The following is a 22605-nucleotide window of genomic DNA, read 5'->3' as shown; positions in this document are numbered from 1 at the left end:
GAACGAGGACATTGTGTACGAAGGTGCGGTTCAAGAGCTGATCGACGAGCTCGGGCGCCTACCCGGCGTCGGACCTAAATCTGCCCAGCGGCTGGCCTTCCACATCCTTGAGGCCGATCCGCAGGACATGAAGCGGCTCGTCGACGCCATCACCACCGTCAAGGAGCGGGTCAAATTCTGCAGTGTCTGCGGAAACGTAACGGAGCAGGACCTGTGCAACATCTGCCGTGACCCGCGCCGGGATCCCTCCGTGATCTGTGTCGTGGAAGAGTCCAAGGACGTGCTGGCGGTGGAACGCACACGGTCGTTCCGGGGCAGGTACCACGTCCTCGGGGGCGCGATTAACCCGATCGCCGGTGTCGGGCCGGAACAGCTCCGGATCCGTGAACTGCTCATCCGGCTCAACGACGGCGCCATCCAGGAAATCATCATCGCCACCGACCCCAACCTCGAGGGTGAGGCGACGGCCACCTACCTGGCCCGGATGCTCAAGTCGATCGGGGTCGCCGTCACCCGGCTTGCGTCCGGTCTGCCGGTCGGCGGGGACCTGGAATACGCCGACGAAGTCACCCTGGGGAGGGCTTTCGAGGGACGGCGGAACGCGCTGAGCTGAAGGACCGGACCATGGAATTTGCCGTGGTCGCACCGCACTAGCATCGAGGCCCTGCCCAGCCCACGGGACATGCTCAGCGGCGGGCCCCAGCACTGGACATAGCACCCCTATGCCCACCCGTCACCGCCAAAAATGAGCATGTCCCACGGACCGTCCCAGCCAGCCCACGGGACATGCCCCGCGGCGGGCCCCACCACTGGACATAGCACCCCTATGCCCACTCGTCACCGCCAAAAATGAGCATGTCCCGTGAGGAGGGAGCAGCGGGGTGTCTGCCATTCGGTCACAATTCAGCGGTGCAGGGTGCGCGGCGATAAACTGGGCTGAGAAGTTACGCCGTCGCGCCGTTTGGTTGCCTGGCCCAGAACCCCGATGATCCAGTGAGGGTGCGCGAATGAGTTTGCCCACGACCGAAGTCCAGCCCGGATCGCAGCCGCAGACGCTGCCCGTCACGGCCGCCACCACCAAGCACCTTGTCGTGAAGAAGTTTGGCGGCTCCTCGGTGGCGGACGCAGAAGGCATCAAGCGCGTCGCCCGGCGGGTTGTGGATGCCCACAACGCCGGCGATGAAGTGGTGGTGGTCGTCTCCGCCATGGGTGACACCACTGATGAGCTCCTCGACCTCGCCGGCCAGGTGACCGATTCCGCCCCGGCCCGCGAAATGGACATGCTCCTTTCTGCCGGCGAACGCATCTCCATGGCGCTGCTGGCCATGGCCATCAACAAGTTCGGCGCCTCGGCCCAGTCGTTCACCGGCTCCCAGGCCGGCATGATCACCGACGGCATCCACGGCAAAGCCCGCATCATCGACGTCGACCCGCACCGCATCCGCACCGCCCTGGACAAGGGGCACATCGCGATCGTCGCCGGCTTCCAGGGCATGAGCCGCACCACCAACGAGATCACGACGCTCGGCCGCGGCGGTTCGGACACGACGGCGGTGGCCCTCGCGGCGGCACTGGACGCCGATGTGTGCGAGATCTTCACCGACGTCGACGGCGTCTACACGGCCGACCCGCGGGTCGTCCCGTCCGCGAAGAAGATCGACCGCATCTCCAGCGAGGAAATGCTGGAACTGGCGGCCTCGGGCGCCAAAATCCTGCACCTGCGCTGCGTCGAGTACGCCCGCCGCTTCGGGGTCCCGTTGCACGTCCGTTCCTCGTTCAGCCAGAATGAAGGCACCTGGGTCCTGCCCGGCGCCGATGACAAGATCACGACCCAAGAGGGAGTTGCCTTGGAGCAGCCAATCATCTCCGGTGTTGCACACGACCGTTCCGAAGCCAAAGTCACGGTGGTCGGCGTCCCGGACATCCCCGGCAAGGCTGCGGCGATCTTCCAGGTGATCGCGGATGCGCACTCCAACATCGACATGATCGTCCAGAACGTCTCCACCCACGGCACGGGCCGGACCGACATCTCCTTCACCCTCCCGATCGTCGAGGGTGCCGAGGCCCTGGCCGCGCTGCACGCCGCGCAGGACCGGATCGGCTTTGAGAGTATCGAATACAACGAAAAGATCGGCAAGCTGTCGCTGATCGGCGCCGGCATGCGTTCGCACCCGGGCGTGTCCGCGCGCTTCTTCGCGGCCCTCTCCGAGGCCGGCATCAACATCAACATGATCTCCACCTCGGAGATCCGCATCTCGGTGGTCACCCACGCCGACCTGCTCGACGACGCCGTCCGCGCCATCCACAAGGCCTTCGACCTGGACAGCGAGGACGAGGCCACTGTCTACGGCGGCACCGGCCGCTAAGCGGCAGCCACCAAAAACGGCACTAAAAAGGGAGCGGCGTGAGCCGCTCCCTTTTTCGTGCCGTTGGTTCGCCACGTCCGGGGCCGGGGCGCGGCCGTCAGACCGCCTCTTTCCCGAGGTCCGTCTTCCGGACAGCGTAGTGGTGCCCGTGCGAGTCCGTCTCGACTTCGAAGCCTGCCAGGTCATCTTCCGAGGCGTGCTCGAAATCGTCATGGCGGTGAACCACAGGCGCCGCGGTGTCGCCCCGGTTCGCGGGTCCGAACAGGAGCCGAAGCTTGTCGGTCTTATCCATGAAAGCTTTTACTGCACGTGTCACTTGTCCCACCCCCTTTCTTCGTCGCGGGTGGTTCAGGATGCTGCACAACGGTGTGTCAGTGCCCTCATTTTACGCCCGACGGCGGCAAATGGCCCGGGCGGAAATGCGGGGCATCGCGGCTAGCGCAGCGACTTGTCCTCCGGGTTGCGGGGCACCACATAGGTGCTGCCGTCGGGCCGGTGGACGGTCTCCCACTGCTCGGTCTCGGCCTGCCGCATCGCCAGCAGCCGCCGGTTCTGCTCCGTCATCTCATGGCCGAGCTCACTGCGGTTGGCCGGGCCGAAAATGGCCCGCAGCTTCCCGGTGGCCCGCATGAACCTCTCGGCGGCATTCTCCTTGGCCATGGCTATCCTTTCCTGGGGAACAAGACACTCATCCCAGTGTACGCTAATCATTAGTGCACTAACCTTTGGAAGGAGCCGATGTGACCGAACAAACTCCCGGAGCCCAGGCAGCACGCCCGGTAAACGGAGCCCCGGAATCCCCGGACTCCCGGGCTGCGCAGGACGACCTCCTCCTGGAACAGCAGCTGTGCTTCGCGCTGACCGTAGCCTCCCGAAGCGTCGTGGGCGCCTACAAGCCCGTCCTGGACAAACTCGGCCTGACCCACCCGCAGTACCTCGTCATGCTGTGCCTCTGGGAAGCCAGCCCGCGGTCCGTCCGTGACATCAGCGACGCCCTGGCCCAGGAACCGGCCACCATCTCGCCGCTGCTGCGCCGGCTCGAGACCGCCGGATTCATCACGCGCCAGCGGATGGAGGGCAACGAGCGCACCCTGGATGTCCGGCTGACTCCGCGCGGAGCCGCCCTCCGGGAGCAGGCCACCGCCGTCCCTGGGATCATGATGGCGCGGCTGGGGCTGACCCGCGAAGAGGTCGGCCGGCTGCACGCGTCCATGATGGACCTGATCGCGGCCACACGGCCCGGGTCGGAAGATGCGCCCCGGCGGTAGACTGGGCGAAACAGAGGAGGATTGCTGATGCGCACGCAATCGGGCCACCCGGCACTAGTTCTGACGGCCGCGCTGATGGCCGTGGCCGGACTGGCCGCTTGCACGCCGAACGGCGGCCCCTCCCCCTCCCCCACAGGAAGTTCGACGTCGGCCACCTCCACGAGCACCTCACCCGGGGTCCCGAGCGGGTCGCCGTCGCCGGACACCGAGACGACGGCGGCGGCACCGTCACCGTCCGCGACGCCCTTGCCGTCCGGACCGGGCCAGGGCAACGCCGAGCTCGCGATCATGATCAAGCCGACCGAAACCGGCCCGGCCACCAGCTTCACGCTGGTCTGCCAAAACGGGGTACCCGCAGCCGAAAGCCAGCATCCCAATCCGGCTGCGGCCTGCGCGGCCATCAAGAAGAACCCGGCCATCCTCGCCCCCGTCCCGGCCGGCAAGGACCGGGTCTGCACCCAGCAGTACGGCGGCCCGGAAACGGCGACCATCACCGGCGTCGTGGACGGCAAGGCGGTCCAGGCGAGCTACAGCAAGAAGGACGGCTGTGAAATCGCCGCATGGAACGCCGCCAAGGATGTCCTGGGCTCCTCGGCAGGGGCGAGCTAGAACCTTGCATCTCCCGCAGGACGAGTGGCTGCCGCGCCAGGCAGCCCATCAGCAGCGTGTCCGCCGCTACGCCGACCCCTACCTTGAACGCCGCTCGGCCGGGCGGAAGCACCCGGTGGAGGACTTCCTCTTCACCTACTACACCCAGAAGCCGGGCCAGCTGCTGCGCTGGCACCCGGGCGCCGGCGTCGTGCTCTCCGGCGCCGAGGCGGCGGCGCGGACCGGCTGGAAGTACTACCGCGCGGCCGACGACGGCGAACGCGCCGCCGCCGGGCTGCCGGCGGACCTGCCGGCGGTGACGGTCGACGTCGAGGCCTTCCTCCGGGACCGCCGGGAGGCACTGCAGTTCGCCGGCATCATCCTGTCCGGGACCGCGGCGCGGCCGGCCCAGTTCGGCTGCTTCGGGCTGCACGAGTGGGCCATGGTCTACCGCCAGGACAAGTTCGAACTCCGGCACGAATACCTGCAGCTGCGGCTGGGGGCCGGGCGCACCGACGAGGTCGTAGAGGAGAACCGGATCCGGTGCTCGCACTTTGATGCCTTCCGGTTCTACACCCCGGACGCGGTGCCGCTGAACAGCCTGGTCCCCAGTCGGGAGAACCAGCGGACCATGGAGCAGCCCGGCTGCCTGCACGCCAACATGGACGTCTACAAGTGGGCCTACAAACTTTCTCCGCTGCTGCCCAGCGAGCTCGTCATGGACTGCTTCGAACTGTCCTGGCGGATCCGGGCCATGGACATGCAGGCCTCGCCCTACGACCTCGCGGAATGGGGCTATCCAGCCATCCGGATCGAGACGCCGGAGGGCAAAGCCGAGTACGTTGAATACCAGCGGGCCTTCGCGGCCGAGTCGCAGGAGCTCCGGCAGCGCCTGTTGCAGGAGCTGGCGCCCCTGCTGGCCGCCGCGGCCCGGAACCTGCCTCCGGACAACAGCGCGAAGGGATCCACATGACGGGCACCGCCGATCCGCAGTACGACGTCGACCTCACCATCCGCCTGACCGAGACTCCCGGCGGCCCGGAGTACACCTTCCGGCTGCAGGCCGGCGACGGCACCTCCTCCCCCGCCTCCACGGTTCCCGATCCGGCCGCCGCGCTCGACGCGGTCCGGCGCCACGGCGAGGCCATCTTCTTCCCCAAGCCCGGGCCGCCGCCGCTGTGCACGCAGCAGTACGGCGGCCCGCAGACCGCCGTCGTGACCGGCACGTACTTGGGCCGCGAGGTCAACTGCCGGTTCAGCCGGACCGACGGCTGTGAGATCGCACGCTGGCACTCCATGGCGCCGCTGCTCGGCGGCAGCGCGGGTTCCACCGGCGCCGTCTAGGTCCGCGCCGCGGAGTGCCGGCAGGGGCTTAAATGGCAAATGGCCGGCGGTGTGAACCGCCGGCCATTGCCGTTGCCGGTGCCGGATGCCGCCTAGATGGCGTTGTCCGGGGAGAAGCCCAGATCTTCGTTCTGGATCTTGCCCTTCTCCTTCTTCACCTTCTTGCCCTTGTCATTGCCGCCGTCTTCGCTGTCACCGGGACCGGGGTTGCTGTCCTGGTCCTCGGCGGTCGGCGGGACCACGACGCCCCCAGCCGGAGTCACGAGCACGCTGACGAACGTGGGATCGCTGGCCCCGGCAAAGGTCACCCGGCCGATGTAGGAACCCGGTTCCAGTCCGGACCAGTTCAGCGTGACACTGCCGGCCTTGCCGTTGGCCAGCTTCAGCGGGTTCGGGTTCAGCGAGGACTTCCCGGCCGTCTTGCCCAGCACGGCAGCGTCAACGGAGGCCTTCGTGGGCCGATTGTTCGGGCTGGCGTACAGGTTCACGTAGATCGTGTAGTCACCCGCAGTCGGGTTGGGGATGGACACGGATTCACTGGCCGACGACGTCGCAACCGTCAGCGGGCCGTCGGGGGTCATGACGTACATGTCGAAGTCGGCGCCCGGGTCTGAGGAGATGACCGAGAACTTGGCCAGCGGCGCCCCGGCCGGAACGTTGACGGTCTTGATGACGTTAGAGGCGTCCTCCGCACCGGTGAACGGCCCCGGGACCAGTTCGACGGCGGTGGAATCCGCCTTCGACAGTCCGTCGAGGGTCATCTGGACCGGCGAGTTCGTGCCGGAGAGGACCTTGATGGCGCCCGAGCCGGTGCCGCCCTTCGACGTGAACGCGACGTCGTGCGCGGCCACGACCGACTGCGGGCGGACCGCGATCGGGGACGTGACGGTCTTGTTGGCGCCCTGCCAGGTCAGGGACCCGGTCGCGAACTTGCCCAGCGGCGCGCCCTGGTTCTCGAAGGAGACCTTGAACGTGCGCTTCTCGCCGGCGGCGTTGAAGTTCAGGGCGGCCGGGGTCACGCTGACCTTGATGCCGGGAACATCGAACTTTGCCTTGTACACGCCCGGCGTCAGGGCGGTCACCGTGCGGGTGACCTCGATCTTCCCGGCCAGGTTGCCCAGGGCGAAGGAGGGCAGGTTCATGTCCCGCGGCTTGGTGGTGGCCAGGCCCGGAATGCCAAGATCGATGCCGGTGCCCTGGATGAACGAGAGGTAGTCCTCGATGTTGGCGTCGTAGACGAGGCCGGGATCAAGCACACGGGCCGGGTCCACCTGGCCTGCGCCGGTGGCGAAGACGTCCGTGTTCTTCGAGCCGTCGGCGTTCTTGACGTCACTGGTGGTGGTCATCATCGCGGACTTGACCGTCGCCGGGGACCACGTCGGGTTCTTGGCCAGGATCAGCGCGCCGAAGCCTGCCACGTGCGGGGAGGCCATGGAGGTTCCCGACAGGAAGCCGAAGTCGTCCCCGCCGGTGCCGATCGGTGAAACACCGGCCAGGACGGCCACGCCGGGAGCGGCGACGTCGGGCTTCAGCAGGTCAGAGCCGGTGGCCAGCAGCGGGCCCCGGGAGGAGAAGCCGGCAATCTGCGGCTGCGCCTCGAGGGGCAGCCCGGTGGTGTCCTTGTTGACCAGTGACACCGTGATGGCCGGGTTGGCGGCGACCTTGGCCTTGATGGCCTCGGTGGCGGGCGGGTTCACGTGGACCGTGGGGACCGAGTGCTTGTCCGTGTCCAGCGAGGAATTGCTCAGGTTGACCAGGATCATGCCGACGCCGCCGCCGCGTTTGACCTCGGCGCTCTTTTCGACTCGGTCCACGACTCCGCGGTCACAGACCACCACCTTGCCGGCAATCTTGGCCGGGTCCAGCGAGCCGTTGCCGCACAGCGCCGGGTTGGTGCTGCCGGCCGCGCCGACGTTGGCCGCCAGCACGACGCCGGCGTTGGAGACCTGGGTGTTCATGATGCTGGCGCCGCGGTACTTGCTGCCGTCGGAGAATTCGGCGGTTCCCTGCAGTTCCTGGGAGAAGCTGCTGGCGGCGACCGTCGTCATCCACGGCGCCCCATGGTTCACGGTGCTGGCGGTGGGGCCGGAGTTGCCCGCGGAGGCGGCGACGAAGATCCCGGCGGAGGCTGCGGACAGGAACGCCAGGGATACGGGGTCCGTGGTGGTGTCCGTGGCGCCGGAGATCGAGTAGTTCAGGACATCCACGCCGTCCAGGATGGCCTGGTTGATGGCGTCGATGGACGCGGAGGAGTAGCAGCCGCCGCTGTTGGGGTCGTTGTCCTCCCAGCAGACCTTGTAGATGGACAGCTTCGCCGCGGGCGCCACCCCGCTGGTCTTGCCGAAGCTCCGGCCGTCGACGACGGCCTCGACATTGGCGTTTCCGGCGGCGGTGCTGGCGGTGTGCGTGCCGTGGCTGGCGGCGTCGACGGGCGACAGCCGCTCGCCCGGAGCCCAGTCGGACTCCGGCACGGTGGCGGCAAAGGCGTCGCCGAAGTAGCGGGCGCTCAGGACTTTGGAGTTGCAGGCGGTGCCGTCAAAATCGGTGCCGGCCTGGCAGTCGCCCTTGAAGAGCTCGCCGTCGGCCTTGAGCATTTCAATCTTGCCGTCCGCGGTGCGGTAGGGCACGCCGACGACGGGGTCTCCGGTGAGCGGCTTGACCTCGTCACCGGCGAAGAACGCGCTGGAGGGGGTGTAGCCGGTGTCGATGACACCCACCACGACACCCTTGCCGGCCGCGTCCTGACCGCCGAACTTGGTGTTCCACGTGCCGTTGGCGCCGCTCAGCTTCAGGAAATCGGTGCTGGAGTAGTCCGGCGCGTTCTGCGTGTCCGGTGCCACCACCAGGACGGAGGGGTCCCTGGCCAGCTTGAGGGCCTGGTCCGCCGTCAGTTTGGCGCTGAACCCGTTGATGGCGGCGGTGTACTGGCGCTGCATGGTGACACCCTGCTGGCCGGCCACCTCGGACTGCTTTTGTTCCAGGTGCGCCTTGTACTGCTTGACTTCAGCCCTGTTGGCGTCCAGCTTCTTGCCCGGCGCCGGCTTGGTGGCCGGCAGTCCGGCAGTCCCGCCGTCGTATGTTGCGGACGGCTTTTCTGCCAGGACCACAATGTAGCGGCCGTCCCTGTAGTTGTTCGGATCAATATTCTTCTGTGCGACGCCGGCCGTGGCCGCGCCCTGCGCCGGGGCCGCGTGGGCGGGCGCGATTGCGATGGTGGACAGAAGAACCGGCAAGCCCAGGGTCAGCGCCGCTGCCCTCCGGAGTCCCCCGCTTCGAAGGAAGCTCTTTCCTGGTGATGTCACGAGTGATTGAACCTTTCGTAAAGGAACGGCCCGGCTTCGATACCGGGCCCAGCGGACTGGCGGGGCCGCACCGGGCGATCGCCCGGGCTGCCCCGACGGATACCAGCCGATTCATACAGTACAGACCGAGAGCCTGATATGACATAGAACACAAGGAGGTATTTAAAATTTGTCATGCAACGCGACATGATGCGTCGACGACGCGCCTGAACTGCGTCGATGGAGGTGGCGGCGGCTCCGTCGACGGATCCACAGGCTCTACTGGCGCGGGGTCCGGACCACCTCGGAGATCCAGGCGCGCGTCTTCTCATCCAGCGGCCCGGCGACCTTTGTCTGTTTCGCGGCCCGGTCGGCCCTGATCTTCTGCACCACCATCCGGCCCAGCCCGGCAAACACTGCGACGGCAACAACAGGCAACAGGACGGATTTCGGTTTCTCAGCCATGCGCACATCCTACTGACCCGCGGCCGCGCCGGACCATAGGCCGCAGCCCGCCGCCCGCGCCGCCTGTCCGGCGTCGCGCTCCGGGGCCCTGTCCCGGCCCTCGCTGGGGCCCTTGCGGGTGCCCTGGACAGCGCTATCTGCCCGGTCCGGCGGCTGCCGCGGATCCCCTTGCCGGAACCCCGGGCGTTCACACATCCGGGCCGAATGCGGCGGCACGCTCCGGGGCCGGTAGAATAGGCCATGCAAGCTCGCGGAGCGCCCGATCACCCCTGCCTGTGACCTCTTCCCGTATTTACGAAGTCGCTGACGGCATCAGACCGGCGTGAGACGGCACCACTCCGCTGCGCCCTTACCCAATGCTCACGCACAGGAGTTGCCGGATGCCCCGGATCGTTGTCGACGTCATGCCCAAGCCCGAGATTCTGGACCCGCAGGGGAAGGCCATCGTCGGTGCGCTGCCCCGGCTGGGTTTCACCGCTTTCAGCTCTGTCCGCCAAGGCAAGCGTTTTGAACTCACGGTCGACGGCGAGGTGACCGAGGAAATCCTGGCCCAGGCCCGCGACGCCGCGGAGACGCTGCTATCCAACCCGGTCATCGAGGACGTCGTCAACGTCGAGGTCGTTGAGGCCTGAGATGACTGAACTCCCCCTGATCGGCGAGGCTGTTGCCGTCGCGGCGAGCCCCAAGCTCGCCGGCGCGAAGATCGGCGTCATCACCTTCCCCGGCACCCTGGATGACCGCGACGCGGCCCGCGCCGTGCGCCTGGCCGGCGCCACTCCGGTGGCACTCTGGCACGCCGACACCACCCTGGGCGACGTCGACGCCGTCGTGGTTCCCGGCGGCTTCTCCTACGGTGACTACCTCCGTGCCGGTGCCATCTCACGCTTCGCGCCGCTCATGGCGAAGGTGATCGACGCCGCCAACTCGGACGCGAAGCTCCCCGTGCTCGGCATCTGCAACGGCTTCCAGATCCTGACCGAGTCGCACCTGCTGCCCGGCTCGATGATCAAGAACGACCACCTGAAATTCCTGTGCCGCGACCAGGTCCTCCGGGTCGAGAACAACACCACGGCGTGGACCAACGACTACGCCGCCGGCCAGGAAATCACTGTGCCGCTGAAAAACCAGGACGGCCAGTACATCGCCGACGAGAAGACCCTGGATGCCCTGGAGGCTGAAGGCCGCGTGGTGTTCCGCTACGTCGGTTTCAACCCGAACGGCTCGCGCCGCGACATCGCCGGCATCTCCAACGCCGCCGGCAACGTCGTGGGCCTCATGCCGCACCCCGAGCACGCCGTGGAGAGCGGCTTCGGCCCGGAGGACGGCTCCGGCACCGAGGGGCTCGGCTTCTTCACCTCTGTCCTGAACCAAATCGTGGGAGCAAGCAAATGACCGAGACCTCAGCGGCCTCGACCACCGAGGCCAAGAAGTTCAACATCGACACCGTCGAGAACGCGGCCAAGACCCCGGACACCGAACTCCCCTGGGCCGAACTCGGCCTGAAGCAGAACGAGTTCGACGAAATCGTCAAGGTCCTGGGCCGCCGCCCGACCGGTGCCGAACTCGCCATGTACTCCGTCATGTGGAGCGAGCACTGCTCCTACAAGTCCTCGAAGAACCACCTGCGCCAGTTCGGCGAGAAGGTGACCGAGGAAATGAAGAAGGACATGCTTGTCGGCATCGGTGAGAACGCCGGTGTGACCAACCTGGGCGACGGCTGGGCCGTGACGTTCAAGATCGAGTCGCACAACTCGCCGTCGTTCGTGGAGCCCTACCAGGGTGCCGCCACCGGCATCGGCGGCATTGTCCGCGACATCATCTCCATGGGCGCCCGCCCGGTGGCCGTGATGGATCCGCTGCGGTTCGGCGCCATCGACCACCCGGACACCGCCCGCGTCATGCACGGCGCCGTGGCCGGCATCGGCGGGTACGGCAACTCCCTGGGCCTGCCGAATATCGGCGGCGAAATGGTCTTCGACTCCGTGTACCAGGGCAACCCGCTGGTCAACGCGCTGGCCGTCGGCGTCATGCGCCACGAGGACATCCGCCTCGCCAACGCCTCCGGCAAGGGCAACAAGGTGGTGCTGTTCGGTGCCCGCACCGGCGGCGACGGGATCGGCGGCGCCTCGGTGCTGGCGTCCGAGTCCTTCGACGACACCAAGCCCTCCAAGCGCCCGGCCGTCCAGGTCGGCGACCCCTTCGCGGAGAAGGTCCTGATCGAGTGCTGCCTGGAGCTCTTCAAGGGCTCCCTGGTGGAGGGCATCCAGGACCTCGGCGCCGCCGGCATTTCCTGCGCCACGTCCGAGCTCGCCTCCAACGGTGACGGCGGCATGGAGGTCGAACTGACCTCCGTCCTGCTGCGTGACCCCACCCTGACCCCGGGCGAGATCCTCATGTCCGAGTCGCAGGAACGCATGATGGCCGTCGTGACGCCGGAGAACATCGCCGCGTTTGAAGCCGTGATGGACAAGTGGGCCGTGGAGTACTCGTGGCTGGGCGAGGTGACGGACACCGGCCGGCTGATCATCACGTGGGAAGGCGAGGTCATCGTCGACGTCGACCCGCGCACCGTGGCGCACGACGGGCCGGTCTACGACCGCCCGTTCGCCCGTCCGGCCTGGCAGGACGCCGTCCAGGCGGACTCCTTCACCGGGTCCGTGCAGGATGCCGGCCGGCCCTCCGCCCCCGCGGAGCTGGCCGCCGCCGTCACCGAACTCGTGGCCTCGCCGAACATGTGCGACAAGTCCTGGATCACCAAGCAGTACGACCGCTACGTCGGCGGCAACACTGCCATGGCTTTCCCGGACGACGCCGGCGTGGTCCGGGTGGACGAGGAATCCGGCCTGGGCGTAGCCCTGGCCACCGACGCCAACGGCCGCTACACCTACCTCGATCCCTACCACGGCGCCCAGCTGGCACTGGCCGAGGCCTACCGCAACGTGGCCACCGCCGGCGCCGTGCCGATGGCCGTCAGCGACTGCCTGAACTTCGGCTCCCCGGAGGACCCGGATGTCATGTGGCAGCTGGCCGAGGCCATCCGCGGCCTGTCCGACGCCTGCATGGAACTGGGCATCCCGGTCACCGGCGGCAACGTCTCGCTGTACAACCAGACCGGCACCACCCCGATCCACCCCTCCCCCGTGGTGGCGGTGCTCGGCAAGCTCGACGACGTCGCGCGCCGCACGCCGTCGGGATGGAAGGAAGACGGCCAGGCCATCTACCTGCTGGGCACGACAGCGGCCGAGCTGGACGGTTCGGAATGGTCCAACCTGCGCGGACACCTCGGCGGGCTGCCGCCGAAGGTCGACCTCGCCGCCGAACGCGAACTGGGACAGATCCTGATCAACGCCTCCCGCGACGGCATGGTGGACTCCGCGCACGACCTCTCCGAAGGCGGCCTCGCGGCAGCCCTCGTGGAGTCCTCCCTGCGCTACGGCGCCGGAGCCCGGATCGCGCTGCAGGACGTCCTGGACCGCGACGGCGTGGACCTGTTCACGGCGCTGTTCTCCGAGTCCCAGGGCCGTGCCATCGTCTCGGTGCCCCGCTCGGAGGAAATCCGGTTCACCGACATGTGCACCGCCCGCGGCTTCGCCCACACCCGCATCGGTGTGGTGGACGCCGAGAGCGGCACGCTGGAGATCAACGGCGTCGACACCATGAGCCTGGACGCGCTCCGCGAAGCGCACGAGGCCACCCTGCCGAAGTACTTCGGTTAGCCCCTCTAGGCCCCACTCCAACGGCTGCTCCGTAACTGCCCTTTTGAACCCTCAAAACGGCAGTTGCGGAGCAATCGTTCGTTAAGGCCCCGGACGCCAGCCGGCCTGGACGAGTGCCGCCCGGATCTTGGCGACGGCGGCCTTGGCGTCATTGTGCATGTGCCGCTTGGAAATCCGGACTTCGGTCCAGCCGAGCGCCGCGTACCGCTCCGACCGGGCGATGTCCCGAACCACCTGTGCCTCGTCGCCGTGGTGCTCGCCCTCGTATTCGATGCCGATCCTGTACTTCCGGTAGGACATGTCAGGTTCGTGGTGCCGCGTTCCGGCGTCGTCGACGATCGGCACGTTCAACTCCGGTTCAGGCAGGCCCGCCCGGACCACGGCAAGCCTCAGCAAGGACTCCTGCGGAGAATCCGAGCCGACCCGGATGAGTTTGAGGGCCTCCCGTGCCTTGCGGATGCCGCGTTTGCCTTTGTGGCGATCGATCATCCGTTGAAGATCGCCGAGGCTGCACCAGGGGGTGTCCCTGCCCTCAAGTTCGCGCCGGGGCACGCGGACGCAGCTGTCGCCGGCCACAACGAGTTCGTCCACGGTCAGCATTTCGGCCAGATCCAGCCAGGTTCGCTCCGGCGTGGTGATGGGAATCCCGTCCAAGACCGTGATCTCGTCGTCGTAGAGCTTCATCCGGTGAACGATGACATGTGGCCGGTCGAGATGGGCTGCACCCTCGGGTCTGATCACGTGGTACATCTGCGGTCCCTCCTTTGGTTGCCGTGCCGGAAGCGAACCAAGCGCAGCCGCGGTGAGGTGCGACGCCGCGCATCGCTCATTGACCTCGATAAAAGGCCGCACTCTCACGCGCAACGGAAGCTCCGGCGTCGGATCCAGGGAACGAATACCCCTGCCCACCGCCGCGAGGGAGCGGTGGCGGAGCCGTTTGGGCGATACCCCTGCCGCTGCGGCCTCCGAAACGGTGAACGGCCGTCCCTGGAGCTCGTTCGGCAGCGGGCGTGGGGTTTTCATGGCTCCATGAGATCAGAACCGCGGGGTCGCCGCAGAAGTTATCCACACCACCCCTCCGCTGCTCCATAAGTGCCCTCTTGGGGGCTGAAAAGGGCACTTATAGAGCAGCGGATGGGGTCGGAGCGCCGGACCCGTTCAGTCGTCGCTGCGGAGTTCGCGCTGCCGGGCGCTGAGCAGTTCGAGTTCCGGCCGGGCGGCCATGAAGCGTTCGACGGCGGCGAGCACCTCCACGAGGTGGGCCCGGTCCGCGGCAACCAGCCCGACGCCGATCACGGTGCGCCGGTACTGGTCCTGCAGCCCGGCTTCGGTGACGGAGACGTCAAAGCGCCGTTTCAGTTCGGCCAGCACCGGCCGGACCACGGAGCGTTTCTCCTTGAGACTGTGGACGTCGCCGAGGAGGAGGTCGAATTCAATCCAGCCGATCCACATGCCCCAATTTTCACATCAGATGGTGAGTTCGCCCATCCGGTCCCAGCCGTCGCCGTCGAACTGACGGCTGATGATGCGCGGCGTCTCCACGAGGGCCTGCGGCATGTCCGCCATGGCCTGCTTGAAGTGCGCGCTGTTGACGTGGTCCCCGGCGGCGTCGTCCTTGAAGGCCTCGACCAGGACGAACTCGTTCGGGTCCTCCACGCTGCGGGACCAGTCGAACCAGAGGTTGCCCGGCTCCTGGCGGGTGGCCCGGGTGAAGTCGTCCACGAGGCCGAGCCAGCGCTCGGACCAGTCGGGCTTGACCTTGAATTTGACGACGATGAAAATCACGGAAGAGTCCTTTCGATGCGGTTCACAAATTTGCGGTGCCCGGTTGTCCCGGTCCCAGGGTGGAGGCGTCAGCAGGCCTTGATGGCCTCGCGGGCCAGTTCCTGCTGCCGCGGTGTGCCGATCCGGTCGGCCCACTGTTGGGCGAGGTGGAACTCCACCATGGCCTCGGTGCAGCGGCCGGCGCCGTGCAGGGTCCAGCCGAGGTTGTTGTGCAGCGCCACGATCCACCGCTTGGTCCGCTCGTCGTGGACCGTGGAGGCGTACTCCAGGGCGCTCCGCGTCCACGTTTCGGCATGCCCGGAATCGGCAATGGCGAGCATGTGCAGCGCGTCCACGGCGAGGAATTCCTCACCGAGGTGGTCCGCGAGTTCGGCGGCCTGTTCAAAGAGCGGCACGGCCATCTCCGGGTGGCCGCTGGTGTTGAGCACCCGGCCGCGCTCCAGCAGGACCCGGACCGCGACGGTGGGTTCGTCGCCGTCCACGGAGTCCAGGAGGGCGTCGGCTTCCTCGAAGCGGCCCTGCAGCCCGATGGCCCGGCCCAGCTGCGTGGTGAGTTCGGCGCGTTCGTCGACGTCGTAGCCGGCATCGGCCACCGCGGCCCGGAAGCGCGCTTCCGAACCTGCGGGGTCGTCGAAGTCCCACAATTGGTCAAGGATTGTCTGCTCCAGCATTCACCTGCTCCTGATCAGCTTTCACCTGCGGCCAGTTCACGTGCACTCCCAATGTAGCGGGAAGTGACGTGGCTTTGCGCGCGCCGGCCAAGGGCGGCGCCGGCAGCGTAAATCCAGTTGGACGGCCGGCTGAAGGCGCTGACTTTCAACTGCACCCGCCCCTCGCCGTCGATCTCCACTTCGAAGGCCTCCTCGCCGCGCACCGGATGGCCCGGCAGGGTTCCGTACCCGAACCCGGCGCTCTGCGGCCCGTCGCCGGGCACCGGCGTCCGCACCCACACCACCTCACACGGCGCGCTGATCCGGAAAGGACCGACGCCGAATCCGCTCAGCACCCGCGCGCCCGGCACGACGGCGTCGGAATCGGTGCGGACGCGCAGGCCGGAGCGTTTCTGCAGCTCCCACGCGAGGATTCCCTGCGCCACCCGCCGGTAGAGTTCCGGGCCTTCCCCGAGATAGGCCCGGTTGACCACCCAGGCGAATCCTGCCGGCCGCTGTCCGTGCTCGGTGCCGCCGATGCCCGGATAGTTCAGCGCGCCGCGGCCGAGGCGGCCGCGGGCGGGACTGCTGCTCATACGCCGTCGCCCCGGGCAAGCCCGGCCCAGCCCAGCTGGTCCCGCTGTTTCCGGCTCAGCGAGGCCACCACGAGGTCGTAGGAGTCCTCCACCATGTCCCGGATCATGTCATCGGGCAGGGAGCCGTCCAGCCGGACTCCGTTCCAGTGCGTCTTGTTCAGGTGCCAGGCGCCGGTGATCTCGGGGTGGGCGGACCGCAGCTGCTGCGCCAGGACGGGCTCGCATTTCAGGCTCACGGCCCAGTCGGCGGGGTTCATGGCGGACAGGGCGAACATTTTGGCCTCGTGCCGTGCCCCGCCCGCCACGGCGGCCCGCACCTTGAAGACGGACGTTTCCGGGCCGAACGGGAAATCCTCAAACGCGCCGGGGAAACTCAGGCAGATCCTGCGGAGGGTGGCAACGTCCATGCCCCCAGCCTACGCGCAGGCCGGATGCGGTCGGCCACGGCTAGATGCCCACACGCCAGCCTTCACGGGCCGGGCATGCGTTGACCACGACGTCGAGCCCGGCGGCCTTGGCACGCTCCACGGCAGCGTCATCGAACACCCCCAGCTGCAGCCAGACGGCCTTGGCACCGACCGCGATGGCTTCGTCGATGACGGCCCCCACTTTGTGGGAGTTCACGAAGCAGTCCACGACGTCGATCGGATGCTCCCCGGCCGGAATGTCCGCCAGGGAGCGGTATCCCGTCTCGCCGTGGACGTCGTCTCCTGGCAGATTGACCGGAATGATCTTCATGCCCATGCGGTCCCGGATGTAGAGCGAGACGTCGTAAGCGGAGCGCCATTCATTCGTTGTGAGGCCGACGACGGCCCAGGTGCCTTTGGTTCGCATGAGCCGGTCAATGACGGCGGGATCGTTAACGTGGGACATGCCCCCACCCTACTCCGGCGGCCCCAGCGGCCCCGCCGTCGCGCCATCATTTGGGGTTGTTATCCGTGCCGGATAAGGACCATACGTGGTAGCGCACGTGGGTTAAGGCTCGTCGGGGAGCTTGGTCGGCAGGGTTCCCGGCAGGGTGGGCGTGGCGTCGCCCGGGCCGTGGGGCAGGTCCTTGCGGTCGCCGTGGTCAGGCATGCCGGGTACGGCGGGAATCCCCGGTGTCACCGGCCGCTGTCCGGGAGTCGGCAGGATGCCGTCCCGGCCGACGGCGGGCGGGACGGCGGGGGCCGTATGGCCGGGCGCCGCGGAGCCGGGCGTGCGCATTGAGCTGCCCGGCGTCGGCGCGCCGGTGGGAGTAGCGCCGGGAGCCGCGGCTGTGGACGTGGCGCCGGGCACGGGAAGGGTCGGGATGGACGCCGGTGACGGCTGGACATGCTCAGTGGCAGGAGCGGGCTGGGCCGGCGGCTGGAAAATGCTGCCGACCGTCCGGCCGACGCTGTGCCGGAAGTCCTCGCTGGAGGCGGCCACGGCACCGGCTCCGAGGCTCATCGCCCCGATCACGGCACCGCCCACGATCGCGAGGCGGCGATTCCGGCTCTTGTTCCGGCTCCTGCTCCGATTCCGGGAAGCGAGAGTCACGACGCCGGCCGGCGGCCCGTCGTCGGCGGCGCTTTGGGGCGCGGCCACGTTTGCCGACGGAACTGTCGGCAACAGGGCCGTAGCCGCTGTGACGGTGGCCGCCGGAACTGTGGCCACCGGCTCTGTGGCCGCCGGCGCCGCGGTGCCTGCAGCCAGAAGCGCCGCGAGGTCGGCGCGGGGGGCCGGTGCCGTCTCCGGGACCAGTGCACGGAGCTGTTCCAGCGAGCTGCGGAGCTCGGCGGCAGCGTCGAGGCCGGAGTCGCTCAGCATCGCCTGGATGCTGCCATCCTGCTGGGGTTCGCGGGTGCCCGTCATGATGCTGCGTGGTCCTTTTCGGTTACGAGTTCGCGCAGGGCACTGAGCCCGCGCCGCTGAAGCTGTTTGATGGCGCCCGGCGTCTTGTCCATGATGCCGGCCACCTGTTCGATGGACAGGTCTGCGACGATGCGCAGAACCAGGACTTCGCGCTGGTCGTCATTGAGCTTTGCGAGAGTGTCAGAGATGCCGCCCAAGGACCCCAGCGCCTCGTCCTCGGCGGATGCCGAGAACCGCGCGTCGTCCAGGGGGTCGTATTCGGCCAGGTGCGGCGTGCGTTCGACCCGCCGCCGGTAATCGACGAGCCGGGCGTGGGCGACGGAGAAGATAAAGGTCCGCAGGCCCGTGTGGCCGCCGGTGACGCCGGGCAGCTTCGGCAGGACGTCCACGAAGACGTCCTGGGTCAGGGCCTCGGCGTCGTCCACGCCCCGGGCCCGGAAGTAGCCCAGGACGGCCGGGGAAATGGCGGTGTACACCGCACTGAAACCTGATGGGTCACCAGCTAGAGCGGCTGACAATTCGTCGTCGCTTAGCTGCTCTGCCAAGAGGCTGTCCTTCCGTTCCTGCTGGGGTGCGGCCCCCGTAAGTCTAGCGGCCGCACCCCCGAGCCCTTCAAAGCGAGGGCTCTTCCTTGCTTGCGGACCCGTGCCGGGCCCGGGACAAGCGTCCGGGATTTTACTTGTCGTGCTCGGGCAGCTCGACGGACGGCTTGGCCGGAACAGCCGGGACGGCCGGGGTGGCCGGGACGCCGTCGGAACCGGGGACAGCCGGGACGGCCGGGGTGGCCGGTACGGCGGCCTTGACGTTGGCGTTGGCGCGGGCCTCGCCGGCCGCACCCTTGACGGCAGCGCCGCCCTTGACCGTGGCGCCGTCCTGGTCGGCATCGACGGAGCCTTCTGCTGCGCCCTCAGCACCTTCGACGTCGGCGTCACCCTTGACGGAGCCCGTGGCCGAGCCGTCAGTCGACGGCGCTGCGGGGGTTGCCGGGACGGCCGGGACGGCCGGCTTGGCGGGGAGGGTCGGGGTTGCCGGAACGGCCGGGGTAGCCGGGGTGGCGGGGGTAGCGTGGGTCACTGAAGACTGTTCGGTGCTGGACATCTGGGCCGCATTGGCCAGCCCGATGCCGGAGAAGCCTCCGACTGCCAGGATGGCGGCGCCGACGGCAATCTTGGTGGTCTTGCTAACACTCTTCATCACAGAAATACATCCTTTGTTTTTTGTTGGAAGACAGGCTGCGGCCTCAATGGGGGGCAGTCGACAGCCCGCTCTCGCCGTGGAAGGCTGGCCGGCGCCCGATGGGGGCAGGCGCCGGCCGGCACTTACGGTGGAAGGCCGGCCGGGCCCGATGGGGGGTCCAAGCTCCGGCGGCGCTTACAAAGGAGTAATCGATGGGACGGCCCGAAAGGTTACGCCCTGATCAGAAATTCTTTTTTTCTTTTTCGGGCGGCCCGGATGGAAGCCTGTTCCGGCCCTACGACCGGAACAGCCCGCTGTAGGCGTTGAGCGCGATCTGGCCACCCAGATGGGCATACAGGACATTGCTGCCTGCCGGGATCTCGCGGCTCGTGACGAGATCGATCAGCCCGGCCAGGGACTTCCCCTCATAGACGGGGTCGGTGATCATGGCCTCGAGCGAGGCGCCAAGGCGGATGGCTTCGAGGGTGGAATCGACGGGAATGCCGTAAAGGTCCCCGGCCCAGCCGTCCATGACGGTGATTTCGTCGTCCCGGAGCTCCCGGCCGACGCCGATCAGCTCGGCGGTGTTCCGGGCAATGCGCTCCACCTGGTCCCGGGTCTTCTGCAGGGTGGCGGACGCGTCGATGCCGATCACCCGGCGCGGCTTGTCCTGCCCGGCGAAGCCCGCGATCATACCGGCGTGGGTGGACCCGGTGACGGTGCAGACGACGATGGTGTCGAAGAAGACGCCGAGTTCGCGCTCCTGCTGTTCCACCTCGTAGGCCCAGTTGGCGAAGCCCAGCCCGCCGAGCCGGTGGTCGGAACCGCCGGCCGGGATGGCGTAGGGCTTGCCGCCGGCGGCACGGACCTCTTCGATGGCGTTTTCCCAACTGCTGCGGATGCCGATGTCAAAGCCCGCACTGTCCAGCCGAACGTCGGCCCCCATCAGGCGCGAGAGCAGGATGTTGCCCACGCGGTCGGACAGCGGATCGGGCCAGTCGACCCAGTTCTCCTGCACCAGCCGGGCCTTCAGGCCGAGTTTCGCGGCCACGGCGGCGACCTGGCGGGTGTGGTTGGACTGGTAGCCGCCGATCGAGACGAGGGTGTCCGCCCCCTGGGCCAGGGCATCCGGGACGAAGTATTCGAGCTTGCGGGTCTTGTTGCCGCCGAACGCCAGCCCGCTGTTGACGTCTTCGCGCTTGGCCCAGATCCGGGCTCCGCCGAGGTGCTTGGTGAGCCGGGGCAGCGGGTGGATGGGGCTGGGCCCGAACATCAGGGGGTAGCGCTCAAAATCGGTGATGGCCATGGGGAGTCCTCCGGTAGCGGGTTGGCGCGGCGTCACTGGTGCCGGTGACTGCACCGCAAAATGCAATATATTGCGGTGCTGACACCACCATCTTCCGCCAGGATCCGCCTCCCGGCAAGGGCGATATACGATATGTTGCATGCCCGTTCCCCCGCTTTCCGGAGTCCACCGGCGGCCGCTGCTCCGGGACCACGTCTTCGAGTCGATCCGCAATGCGATCGTCGACGGCACATTCGAGCCCGGCGAACGGCTCAAGGACACGGAACTGGAGGCATGGCTGGGCGTCAGCCGGACCCCCATCCGGGAGGCGCTGCTGCGGCTGGAACGCGCGGGCCTGGTCATCGCGCTGCCGGGCAAAGCCACTATCGTCGCGCCCTTCGATCAGGCGTCAACGGTCAGCACCCAGCAGGTGGTCGCCGGCCTGCATGAGCTGGCCGCCCGGCTGGCCGTCCCGGCCCTGACCGAGGACCACCTCGCCGCCATGGCCGAGGCCAACGCGCGTTTTGAGCGTGCCCTGCAGGCGGCGGACGTCGAGTCCGCGCTGGCGGCCGACGACGATTTCCACGCCGTCTTTGTCACGGCAAGCGGCAACCCCGTGCTGCAGGAGCTGCTGGAACAGACCACCCCCGTCCTGCGCCGGGTGGAGCGGATGCGCTTCGGCTCTTTCGCGGCCCGCGAATCGGCCGCCCAGCACGCGGAAATCATCCGGCTCGCCCGCTTGGGCGATGCCGACGCCGCGGCCAGGGCAGCCCGGGACAACTGGCTCTCGCTGGGCCTCGCGGCCGGCCAGTAGCGGCCTTAACGCCGACGGCGGCGGTCTCACCCTCCCGGGTGACCCGCCGCCGTCGTGCGTGCGCATCTTGCGCCCGTCAGTGATCAGTCAAGGATCAGGTCGTTGACCACAATCGTCTGGTCGCGGTCCGGGCCGACGCCGATCGCGGAGAACCGCGTGCCGGAGAGCTTCTCCAGGGCCAGGACATAGTTCCGGGCGTTCTCCGGGAGGTCCTCGAGGGTCCGGGCGCCGGTGATGTCCTCGGTCCAGCCGTCGAAGTACTCGAAGATCGGCTTGGCGTGGTGGAACTCGGTCTGGGTCATGGGCATTTCGTCGTGCCGGACGCCGTCGACATCGTAGGCCACGCACACCGGGATCTGCTCGATGCCGGTCAGCACGTCCAGCTTGGTGACGAAGTAGTCCGTGAAGCCGTTGACGCGGGAGGCGTGGCGGGCCAGGACGGCGTCGTACCAGCCGCAGCGGCGGGGGCGGCCGGTGTTGACACCGAATTCGCCGCCGGTCTTCTGCAGGTACATGCCCATCTCGTCGAACAGTTCCGTGGGGAACGGCCCGGCACCCACACGGGTGGTGTAGGCCTTGATGATGCCAATGGAGCGCGAGATGCGGGTGGGCCCGATGCCCGAGCCCACGGAGGCGCCGCCGGCGGTCGGGTTCGAGGACGTGACGAACGGGTAGGTGCCGTGGTCCACGTCCAGGAACGTGGCCTGGCCGCCTTCCATGAGGACCACCTTGCCCTCGTCCAGCGCCGTGTTCAGGACAAACGTGCTGTCGATGACCAGGGGGCGGAGGCGTTCGGCGAAGGACAGGAAGTACTCCACGATCTCGTCCACCTCGATGTCGCGGCGGTTGTAGACCTTGACCAGGAGTTCATTCTTCTGGCGCAGCGAGCCTTCGACCTTCTGGCGAAGGATCGAGGCGTCGAAGACGTCCTGGACACGGATGCCGAGGCGGGCCACCTTGTCCATGTAGGCCGGGCCGATGCCGCGGCCGGTGGTGCCGATGGCGCGGCTGCCCAGGAACCGCTCGGTGACCTTGTCCAGGACCTGGTGGTACGGGGCGACAAGGTGGGCGTTGGCGGAGACGCGCAGCTTGGACGTGTCCGCGCCGCGGGCTTCGAGGCCGTCGATTTCCTGGAACAGTGCTTCCAAGTTCACCACGCAGCCGTTTCCGATGATCGGAATCGCGTTCGGGCTCAGGATGCCGGCCGGAAGGAGCTTGAGCTCATACTTCTCACCGCCTACGACGACGGTGTGCCCTGCGTTGTTGCCGCCGTTGGGCTTGACGACGTAGTCAACGCGGCCGCCGAGCAGGTCGGTGGCCTTTCCTTTGCCTTCGTCGCCCCATTGGGCTCCGACGATCACGATTGCTGGCATGGGATCCTCCCCCATTCGTTCGGGCCGCACCGCGGGTGTTTGACCAGGTGGCCACCGCAGCT

26 protein-coding genes are annotated in these 22605 nt (G+C 67.9%); 10 read left to right on the top strand and 16 right to left on the bottom strand.

The window, feature by feature from the left end:
* The first annotated feature begins 13 nt into the window (after nucleotides 1–13).
* Nucleotides 14–613, top strand: a complete 600-nt coding sequence (recR, locus tag CFN17_RS09255; protein ID WP_208751104.1) for a recombination mediator RecR — start codon at nucleotides 14–16, stop codon at nucleotides 611–613.
* Nucleotides 614–1007: 394 nt separating this feature from the next.
* Nucleotides 1008–2366: an aspartate kinase gene (locus tag CFN17_RS09250; RefSeq protein ID WP_208751103.1), complete on the top strand. Its 1359-nt coding sequence runs from the start codon at nucleotides 1008–1010 to the stop codon at nucleotides 2364–2366.
* 97 nt (nucleotides 2367–2463) lie between these two features.
* On the opposite strand, the gene CFN17_RS09245 is transcribed toward CFN17_RS09250, so the two are convergent.
* Both CFN17_RS09245 and CFN17_RS09240 read right to left on the bottom strand, forming a co-directional pair.
* Complete coding sequence (locus CFN17_RS09245; protein ID WP_208751102.1) at nucleotides 2464–2658, bottom strand: hypothetical protein; 195 nt, start codon at nucleotides 2656–2658, stop codon at nucleotides 2464–2466.
* A 143-nt stretch (nucleotides 2659–2801) separates the two neighbouring features.
* On the bottom strand, nucleotides 2802–3026 hold the full coding sequence (locus CFN17_RS09240) for a hypothetical protein (protein WP_208751101.1): 225 nt from the start codon (nucleotides 3024–3026) through the stop codon (nucleotides 2802–2804).
* 173 nt (nucleotides 3027–3199) lie between these two features.
* Here CFN17_RS09240 and CFN17_RS09235 point away from each other — a divergent pair, with 173 nt between their 5' ends.
* The 4 genes from CFN17_RS09235 to CFN17_RS09220 are packed head-to-tail and all read left to right on the top strand — an operon-like array spanning nucleotide 3200 to nucleotide 5566.
* Nucleotides 3200–3634: a MarR family winged helix-turn-helix transcriptional regulator gene (locus CFN17_RS09235; RefSeq protein WP_208751413.1), complete on the top strand. Its 435-nt coding sequence runs from the start codon at nucleotides 3200–3202 to the stop codon at nucleotides 3632–3634.
* Between the two features lie 27 nt (nucleotides 3635–3661).
* The gene (locus CFN17_RS09230; RefSeq protein WP_208751100.1) at nucleotides 3662–4243 is read left to right on the top strand and encodes an SSI family serine proteinase inhibitor; all 582 of its coding nucleotides are present in this window, start codon (nucleotides 3662–3664) and stop codon (nucleotides 4241–4243) included.
* Nucleotides 4212–5195, top strand: a complete 984-nt coding sequence (locus tag CFN17_RS09225; protein WP_261792423.1) for a 3-methyladenine DNA glycosylase — start codon at nucleotides 4212–4214, stop codon at nucleotides 5193–5195. The genes CFN17_RS09230 and CFN17_RS09225 overlap by 32 nt, the downstream gene beginning before the upstream one ends.
* Nucleotides 5192–5566 carry a serine protease inhibitor gene (locus CFN17_RS09220; protein ID WP_208751098.1) on the top strand — a complete coding sequence of 125 codons (375 nt, stop codon included), beginning with the start codon at nucleotides 5192–5194 and terminating at the stop codon, nucleotides 5564–5566. Before CFN17_RS09225 ends, CFN17_RS09220 begins: the two co-directional genes overlap by 4 nt.
* A 92-nt stretch (nucleotides 5567–5658) precedes the next feature.
* Here CFN17_RS09220 and CFN17_RS09215 read toward each other — a convergent pair whose 3' ends face one another.
* Together CFN17_RS09215 and CFN17_RS09210 are read right to left on the bottom strand one after the other, a co-directional pair.
* The gene (locus CFN17_RS09215) at nucleotides 5659–8811 is read right to left on the bottom strand and encodes a S8 family peptidase (protein ID WP_208751412.1); all 3153 of its coding nucleotides are present in this window, start codon (nucleotides 8809–8811) and stop codon (nucleotides 5659–5661) included.
* A gap of 315 nt (nucleotides 8812–9126) precedes the next feature.
* Nucleotides 9127–9312, bottom strand: coding sequence for a hypothetical protein (locus CFN17_RS09210; protein WP_208751097.1), 186 nt, complete (start codon nucleotides 9310–9312; stop codon nucleotides 9127–9129).
* A 380-nt stretch (nucleotides 9313–9692) separates the two neighbouring features.
* Here CFN17_RS09210 and purS point away from each other — a divergent pair, with 380 nt between their 5' ends.
* From purS to purL, 3 genes are read left to right on the top strand one after another with little or no spacing between them, the layout of a single operon-like run.
* Nucleotides 9693–9944, top strand: a complete 252-nt coding sequence (purS, locus tag CFN17_RS09205; RefSeq protein ID WP_018776110.1) for a phosphoribosylformylglycinamidine synthase subunit PurS — start codon at nucleotides 9693–9695, stop codon at nucleotides 9942–9944.
* 1 nt (nucleotide 9945) lies between these two features.
* On the top strand, nucleotides 9946–10704 hold the full coding sequence (gene purQ / locus CFN17_RS09200) for a phosphoribosylformylglycinamidine synthase subunit PurQ (RefSeq protein WP_208751096.1): 759 nt from the start codon (nucleotides 9946–9948) through the stop codon (nucleotides 10702–10704).
* Nucleotides 10701–13028 carry a phosphoribosylformylglycinamidine synthase subunit PurL gene (gene purL / locus CFN17_RS09195; RefSeq protein WP_208751095.1) on the top strand — a complete coding sequence of 776 codons (2328 nt, stop codon included), beginning with the start codon at nucleotides 10701–10703 and terminating at the stop codon, nucleotides 13026–13028. Before purQ ends, purL begins: the two co-directional genes overlap by 4 nt.
* 81 nt (nucleotides 13029–13109) lie before the next feature.
* Here purL and CFN17_RS09190 read toward each other — a convergent pair whose 3' ends face one another.
* From CFN17_RS09190 to CFN17_RS09140, 11 genes are all read right to left on the bottom strand, one after another.
* The gene (locus CFN17_RS09190; RefSeq protein ID WP_208751094.1) at nucleotides 13110–13778 is read right to left on the bottom strand and encodes an endonuclease domain-containing protein; all 669 of its coding nucleotides are present in this window, start codon (nucleotides 13776–13778) and stop codon (nucleotides 13110–13112) included.
* A 408-nt stretch (nucleotides 13779–14186) separates the two neighbouring features.
* Complete coding sequence (locus CFN17_RS09185) at nucleotides 14187–14480, bottom strand: DUF503 domain-containing protein (RefSeq protein ID WP_208751093.1); 294 nt, start codon at nucleotides 14478–14480, stop codon at nucleotides 14187–14189.
* Nucleotides 14481–14495: 15 nt separating this feature from the next.
* On the bottom strand, nucleotides 14496–14813 hold the full coding sequence (locus tag CFN17_RS09180) for a putative quinol monooxygenase (RefSeq protein ID WP_208751092.1): 318 nt from the start codon (nucleotides 14811–14813) through the stop codon (nucleotides 14496–14498).
* Nucleotides 14814–14881: 68 nt separating this feature from the next.
* A complete protein-coding gene (locus tag CFN17_RS09175) occupies nucleotides 14882–15484 on the bottom strand; it encodes a hypothetical protein (RefSeq protein WP_208751091.1) in 603 nt (200 codons plus the stop codon).
* Nucleotides 15485–15498: 14 nt separating this feature from the next.
* On the bottom strand, nucleotides 15499–16059 hold the full coding sequence (locus tag CFN17_RS09170; protein WP_208751090.1) for a DUF1990 family protein: 561 nt from the start codon (nucleotides 16057–16059) through the stop codon (nucleotides 15499–15501).
* A complete protein-coding gene (locus CFN17_RS09165; protein WP_208751089.1) occupies nucleotides 16056–16466 on the bottom strand; it encodes an MmcQ/YjbR family DNA-binding protein in 411 nt (136 codons plus the stop codon). Before CFN17_RS09165 ends, CFN17_RS09170 begins: the two co-directional genes overlap by 4 nt.
* Nucleotides 16467–16506: 40 nt before the next feature.
* Nucleotides 16507–16932, bottom strand: a complete 426-nt coding sequence (locus tag CFN17_RS09160) for a CoA-binding protein (protein ID WP_208751088.1) — start codon at nucleotides 16930–16932, stop codon at nucleotides 16507–16509.
* A 102-nt stretch (nucleotides 16933–17034) separates the two neighbouring features.
* Nucleotides 17035–17895: a hypothetical protein gene (locus CFN17_RS09155; RefSeq protein ID WP_208751087.1), complete on the bottom strand. Its 861-nt coding sequence runs from the start codon at nucleotides 17893–17895 to the stop codon at nucleotides 17035–17037.
* The gene (locus tag CFN17_RS09150; protein ID WP_208751086.1) at nucleotides 17892–18440 is read right to left on the bottom strand and encodes an RNA polymerase sigma factor; all 549 of its coding nucleotides are present in this window, start codon (nucleotides 18438–18440) and stop codon (nucleotides 17892–17894) included. The genes CFN17_RS09155 and CFN17_RS09150 overlap by 4 nt, the downstream gene beginning before the upstream one ends.
* A 130-nt stretch (nucleotides 18441–18570) precedes the next feature.
* Entirely contained in the window at nucleotides 18571–19089 is a 519-nt protein-coding gene (locus tag CFN17_RS09145; protein ID WP_208751085.1) for a hypothetical protein, read from the bottom strand.
* 277 nt (nucleotides 19090–19366) lie between these two features.
* Nucleotides 19367–20377, bottom strand: a complete 1011-nt coding sequence (locus CFN17_RS09140) for a 1-aminocyclopropane-1-carboxylate deaminase (protein WP_208751084.1) — start codon at nucleotides 20375–20377, stop codon at nucleotides 19367–19369.
* Between the two features lie 139 nt (nucleotides 20378–20516).
* Between CFN17_RS09140 and CFN17_RS09135 the strand changes: the two genes are divergently transcribed.
* Nucleotides 20517–21170 (top strand): GntR family transcriptional regulator, encoded by a 654-nt coding sequence (locus CFN17_RS09135; protein WP_208751083.1) that lies wholly within the window; start codon nucleotides 20517–20519, stop codon nucleotides 21168–21170.
* Between the two features lie 83 nt (nucleotides 21171–21253).
* Here the strand turns inward: CFN17_RS09135 and CFN17_RS09130 are convergent, their stop codons facing one another.
* Complete coding sequence (locus CFN17_RS09130) at nucleotides 21254–22543, bottom strand: adenylosuccinate synthase (RefSeq protein ID WP_208751082.1); 1290 nt, start codon at nucleotides 22541–22543, stop codon at nucleotides 21254–21256.
* Nucleotides 22544–22605: the final 62 nt, after the last annotated feature.

The organism is Arthrobacter sp. PM3, assembly GCF_003352915.1.
In the GTDB taxonomy this organism is placed as follows: Bacteria; Actinomycetota; Actinomycetes; order Actinomycetales; family Micrococcaceae; genus Arthrobacter.
Note: the sequence above shows the minus strand (reverse complement) of the source record. Positions and strands in the feature narration are given on the sequence as shown.

Coding starts and splice junctions, on each gene's coding strand:
- CFN17_RS09250 (WP_208751103.1), top strand. CDS start 1,008: ATGAGTTTGCCCACGACCGAAGTCCAGCCCGGATCGCAGCCGCAGACG.
- CFN17_RS09245 (WP_208751102.1), bottom strand. CDS start 2,658: ATGGATAAGACCGACAAGCTTCGGCTCCTGTTCGGACCCGCGAACCGG.
- CFN17_RS09240 (WP_208751101.1), bottom strand. CDS start 3,026: ATGGCCAAGGAGAATGCCGCCGAGAGGTTCATGCGGGCCACCGGGAAG.
- CFN17_RS09230 (WP_208751100.1), top strand. CDS start 3,662: ATGCGCACGCAATCGGGCCACCCGGCACTAGTTCTGACGGCCGCGCTG.
- CFN17_RS09225 (WP_261792423.1), top strand. CDS start 4,212: ATGTCCTGGGCTCCTCGGCAGGGGCGAGCTAGAACCTTGCATCTCCCG.
- CFN17_RS09220 (WP_208751098.1), top strand. CDS start 5,192: ATGACGGGCACCGCCGATCCGCAGTACGACGTCGACCTCACCATCCGC.
- CFN17_RS09210 (WP_208751097.1), bottom strand. CDS start 9,312: ATGGCTGAGAAACCGAAATCCGTCCTGTTGCCTGTTGTTGCCGTCGCA.
- purS (WP_018776110.1), top strand. CDS start 9,693: ATGCCCCGGATCGTTGTCGACGTCATGCCCAAGCCCGAGATTCTGGAC.
- purQ (WP_208751096.1), top strand. CDS start 9,946: ATGACTGAACTCCCCCTGATCGGCGAGGCTGTTGCCGTCGCGGCGAGC.
- purL (WP_208751095.1), top strand. CDS start 10,701: ATGACCGAGACCTCAGCGGCCTCGACCACCGAGGCCAAGAAGTTCAAC.
- CFN17_RS09190 (WP_208751094.1), bottom strand. CDS start 13,778: ATGTACCACGTGATCAGACCCGAGGGTGCAGCCCATCTCGACCGGCCA.
- CFN17_RS09185 (WP_208751093.1), bottom strand. CDS start 14,480: ATGTGGATCGGCTGGATTGAATTCGACCTCCTCCTCGGCGACGTCCAC.
- CFN17_RS09175 (WP_208751091.1), bottom strand. CDS start 15,484: ATGCTGGAGCAGACAATCCTTGACCAATTGTGGGACTTCGACGACCCC.
- CFN17_RS09170 (WP_208751090.1), bottom strand. CDS start 16,059: ATGAGCAGCAGTCCCGCCCGCGGCCGCCTCGGCCGCGGCGCGCTGAAC.
- CFN17_RS09165 (WP_208751089.1), bottom strand. CDS start 16,466: ATGGACGTTGCCACCCTCCGCAGGATCTGCCTGAGTTTCCCCGGCGCG.
- CFN17_RS09160 (WP_208751088.1), bottom strand. CDS start 16,932: ATGTCCCACGTTAACGATCCCGCCGTCATTGACCGGCTCATGCGAACC.
- CFN17_RS09155 (WP_208751087.1), bottom strand. CDS start 17,895: ATGACGGGCACCCGCGAACCCCAGCAGGATGGCAGCATCCAGGCGATG.
- CFN17_RS09145 (WP_208751085.1), bottom strand. CDS start 19,089: ATGAAGAGTGTTAGCAAGACCACCAAGATTGCCGTCGGCGCCGCCATC.
- CFN17_RS09140 (WP_208751084.1), bottom strand. CDS start 20,377: ATGGCCATCACCGATTTTGAGCGCTACCCCCTGATGTTCGGGCCCAGC.
- CFN17_RS09135 (WP_208751083.1), top strand. CDS start 20,517: ATGCCCGTTCCCCCGCTTTCCGGAGTCCACCGGCGGCCGCTGCTCCGG.
- CFN17_RS09130 (WP_208751082.1), bottom strand. CDS start 22,543: ATGCCAGCAATCGTGATCGTCGGAGCCCAATGGGGCGACGAAGGCAAA.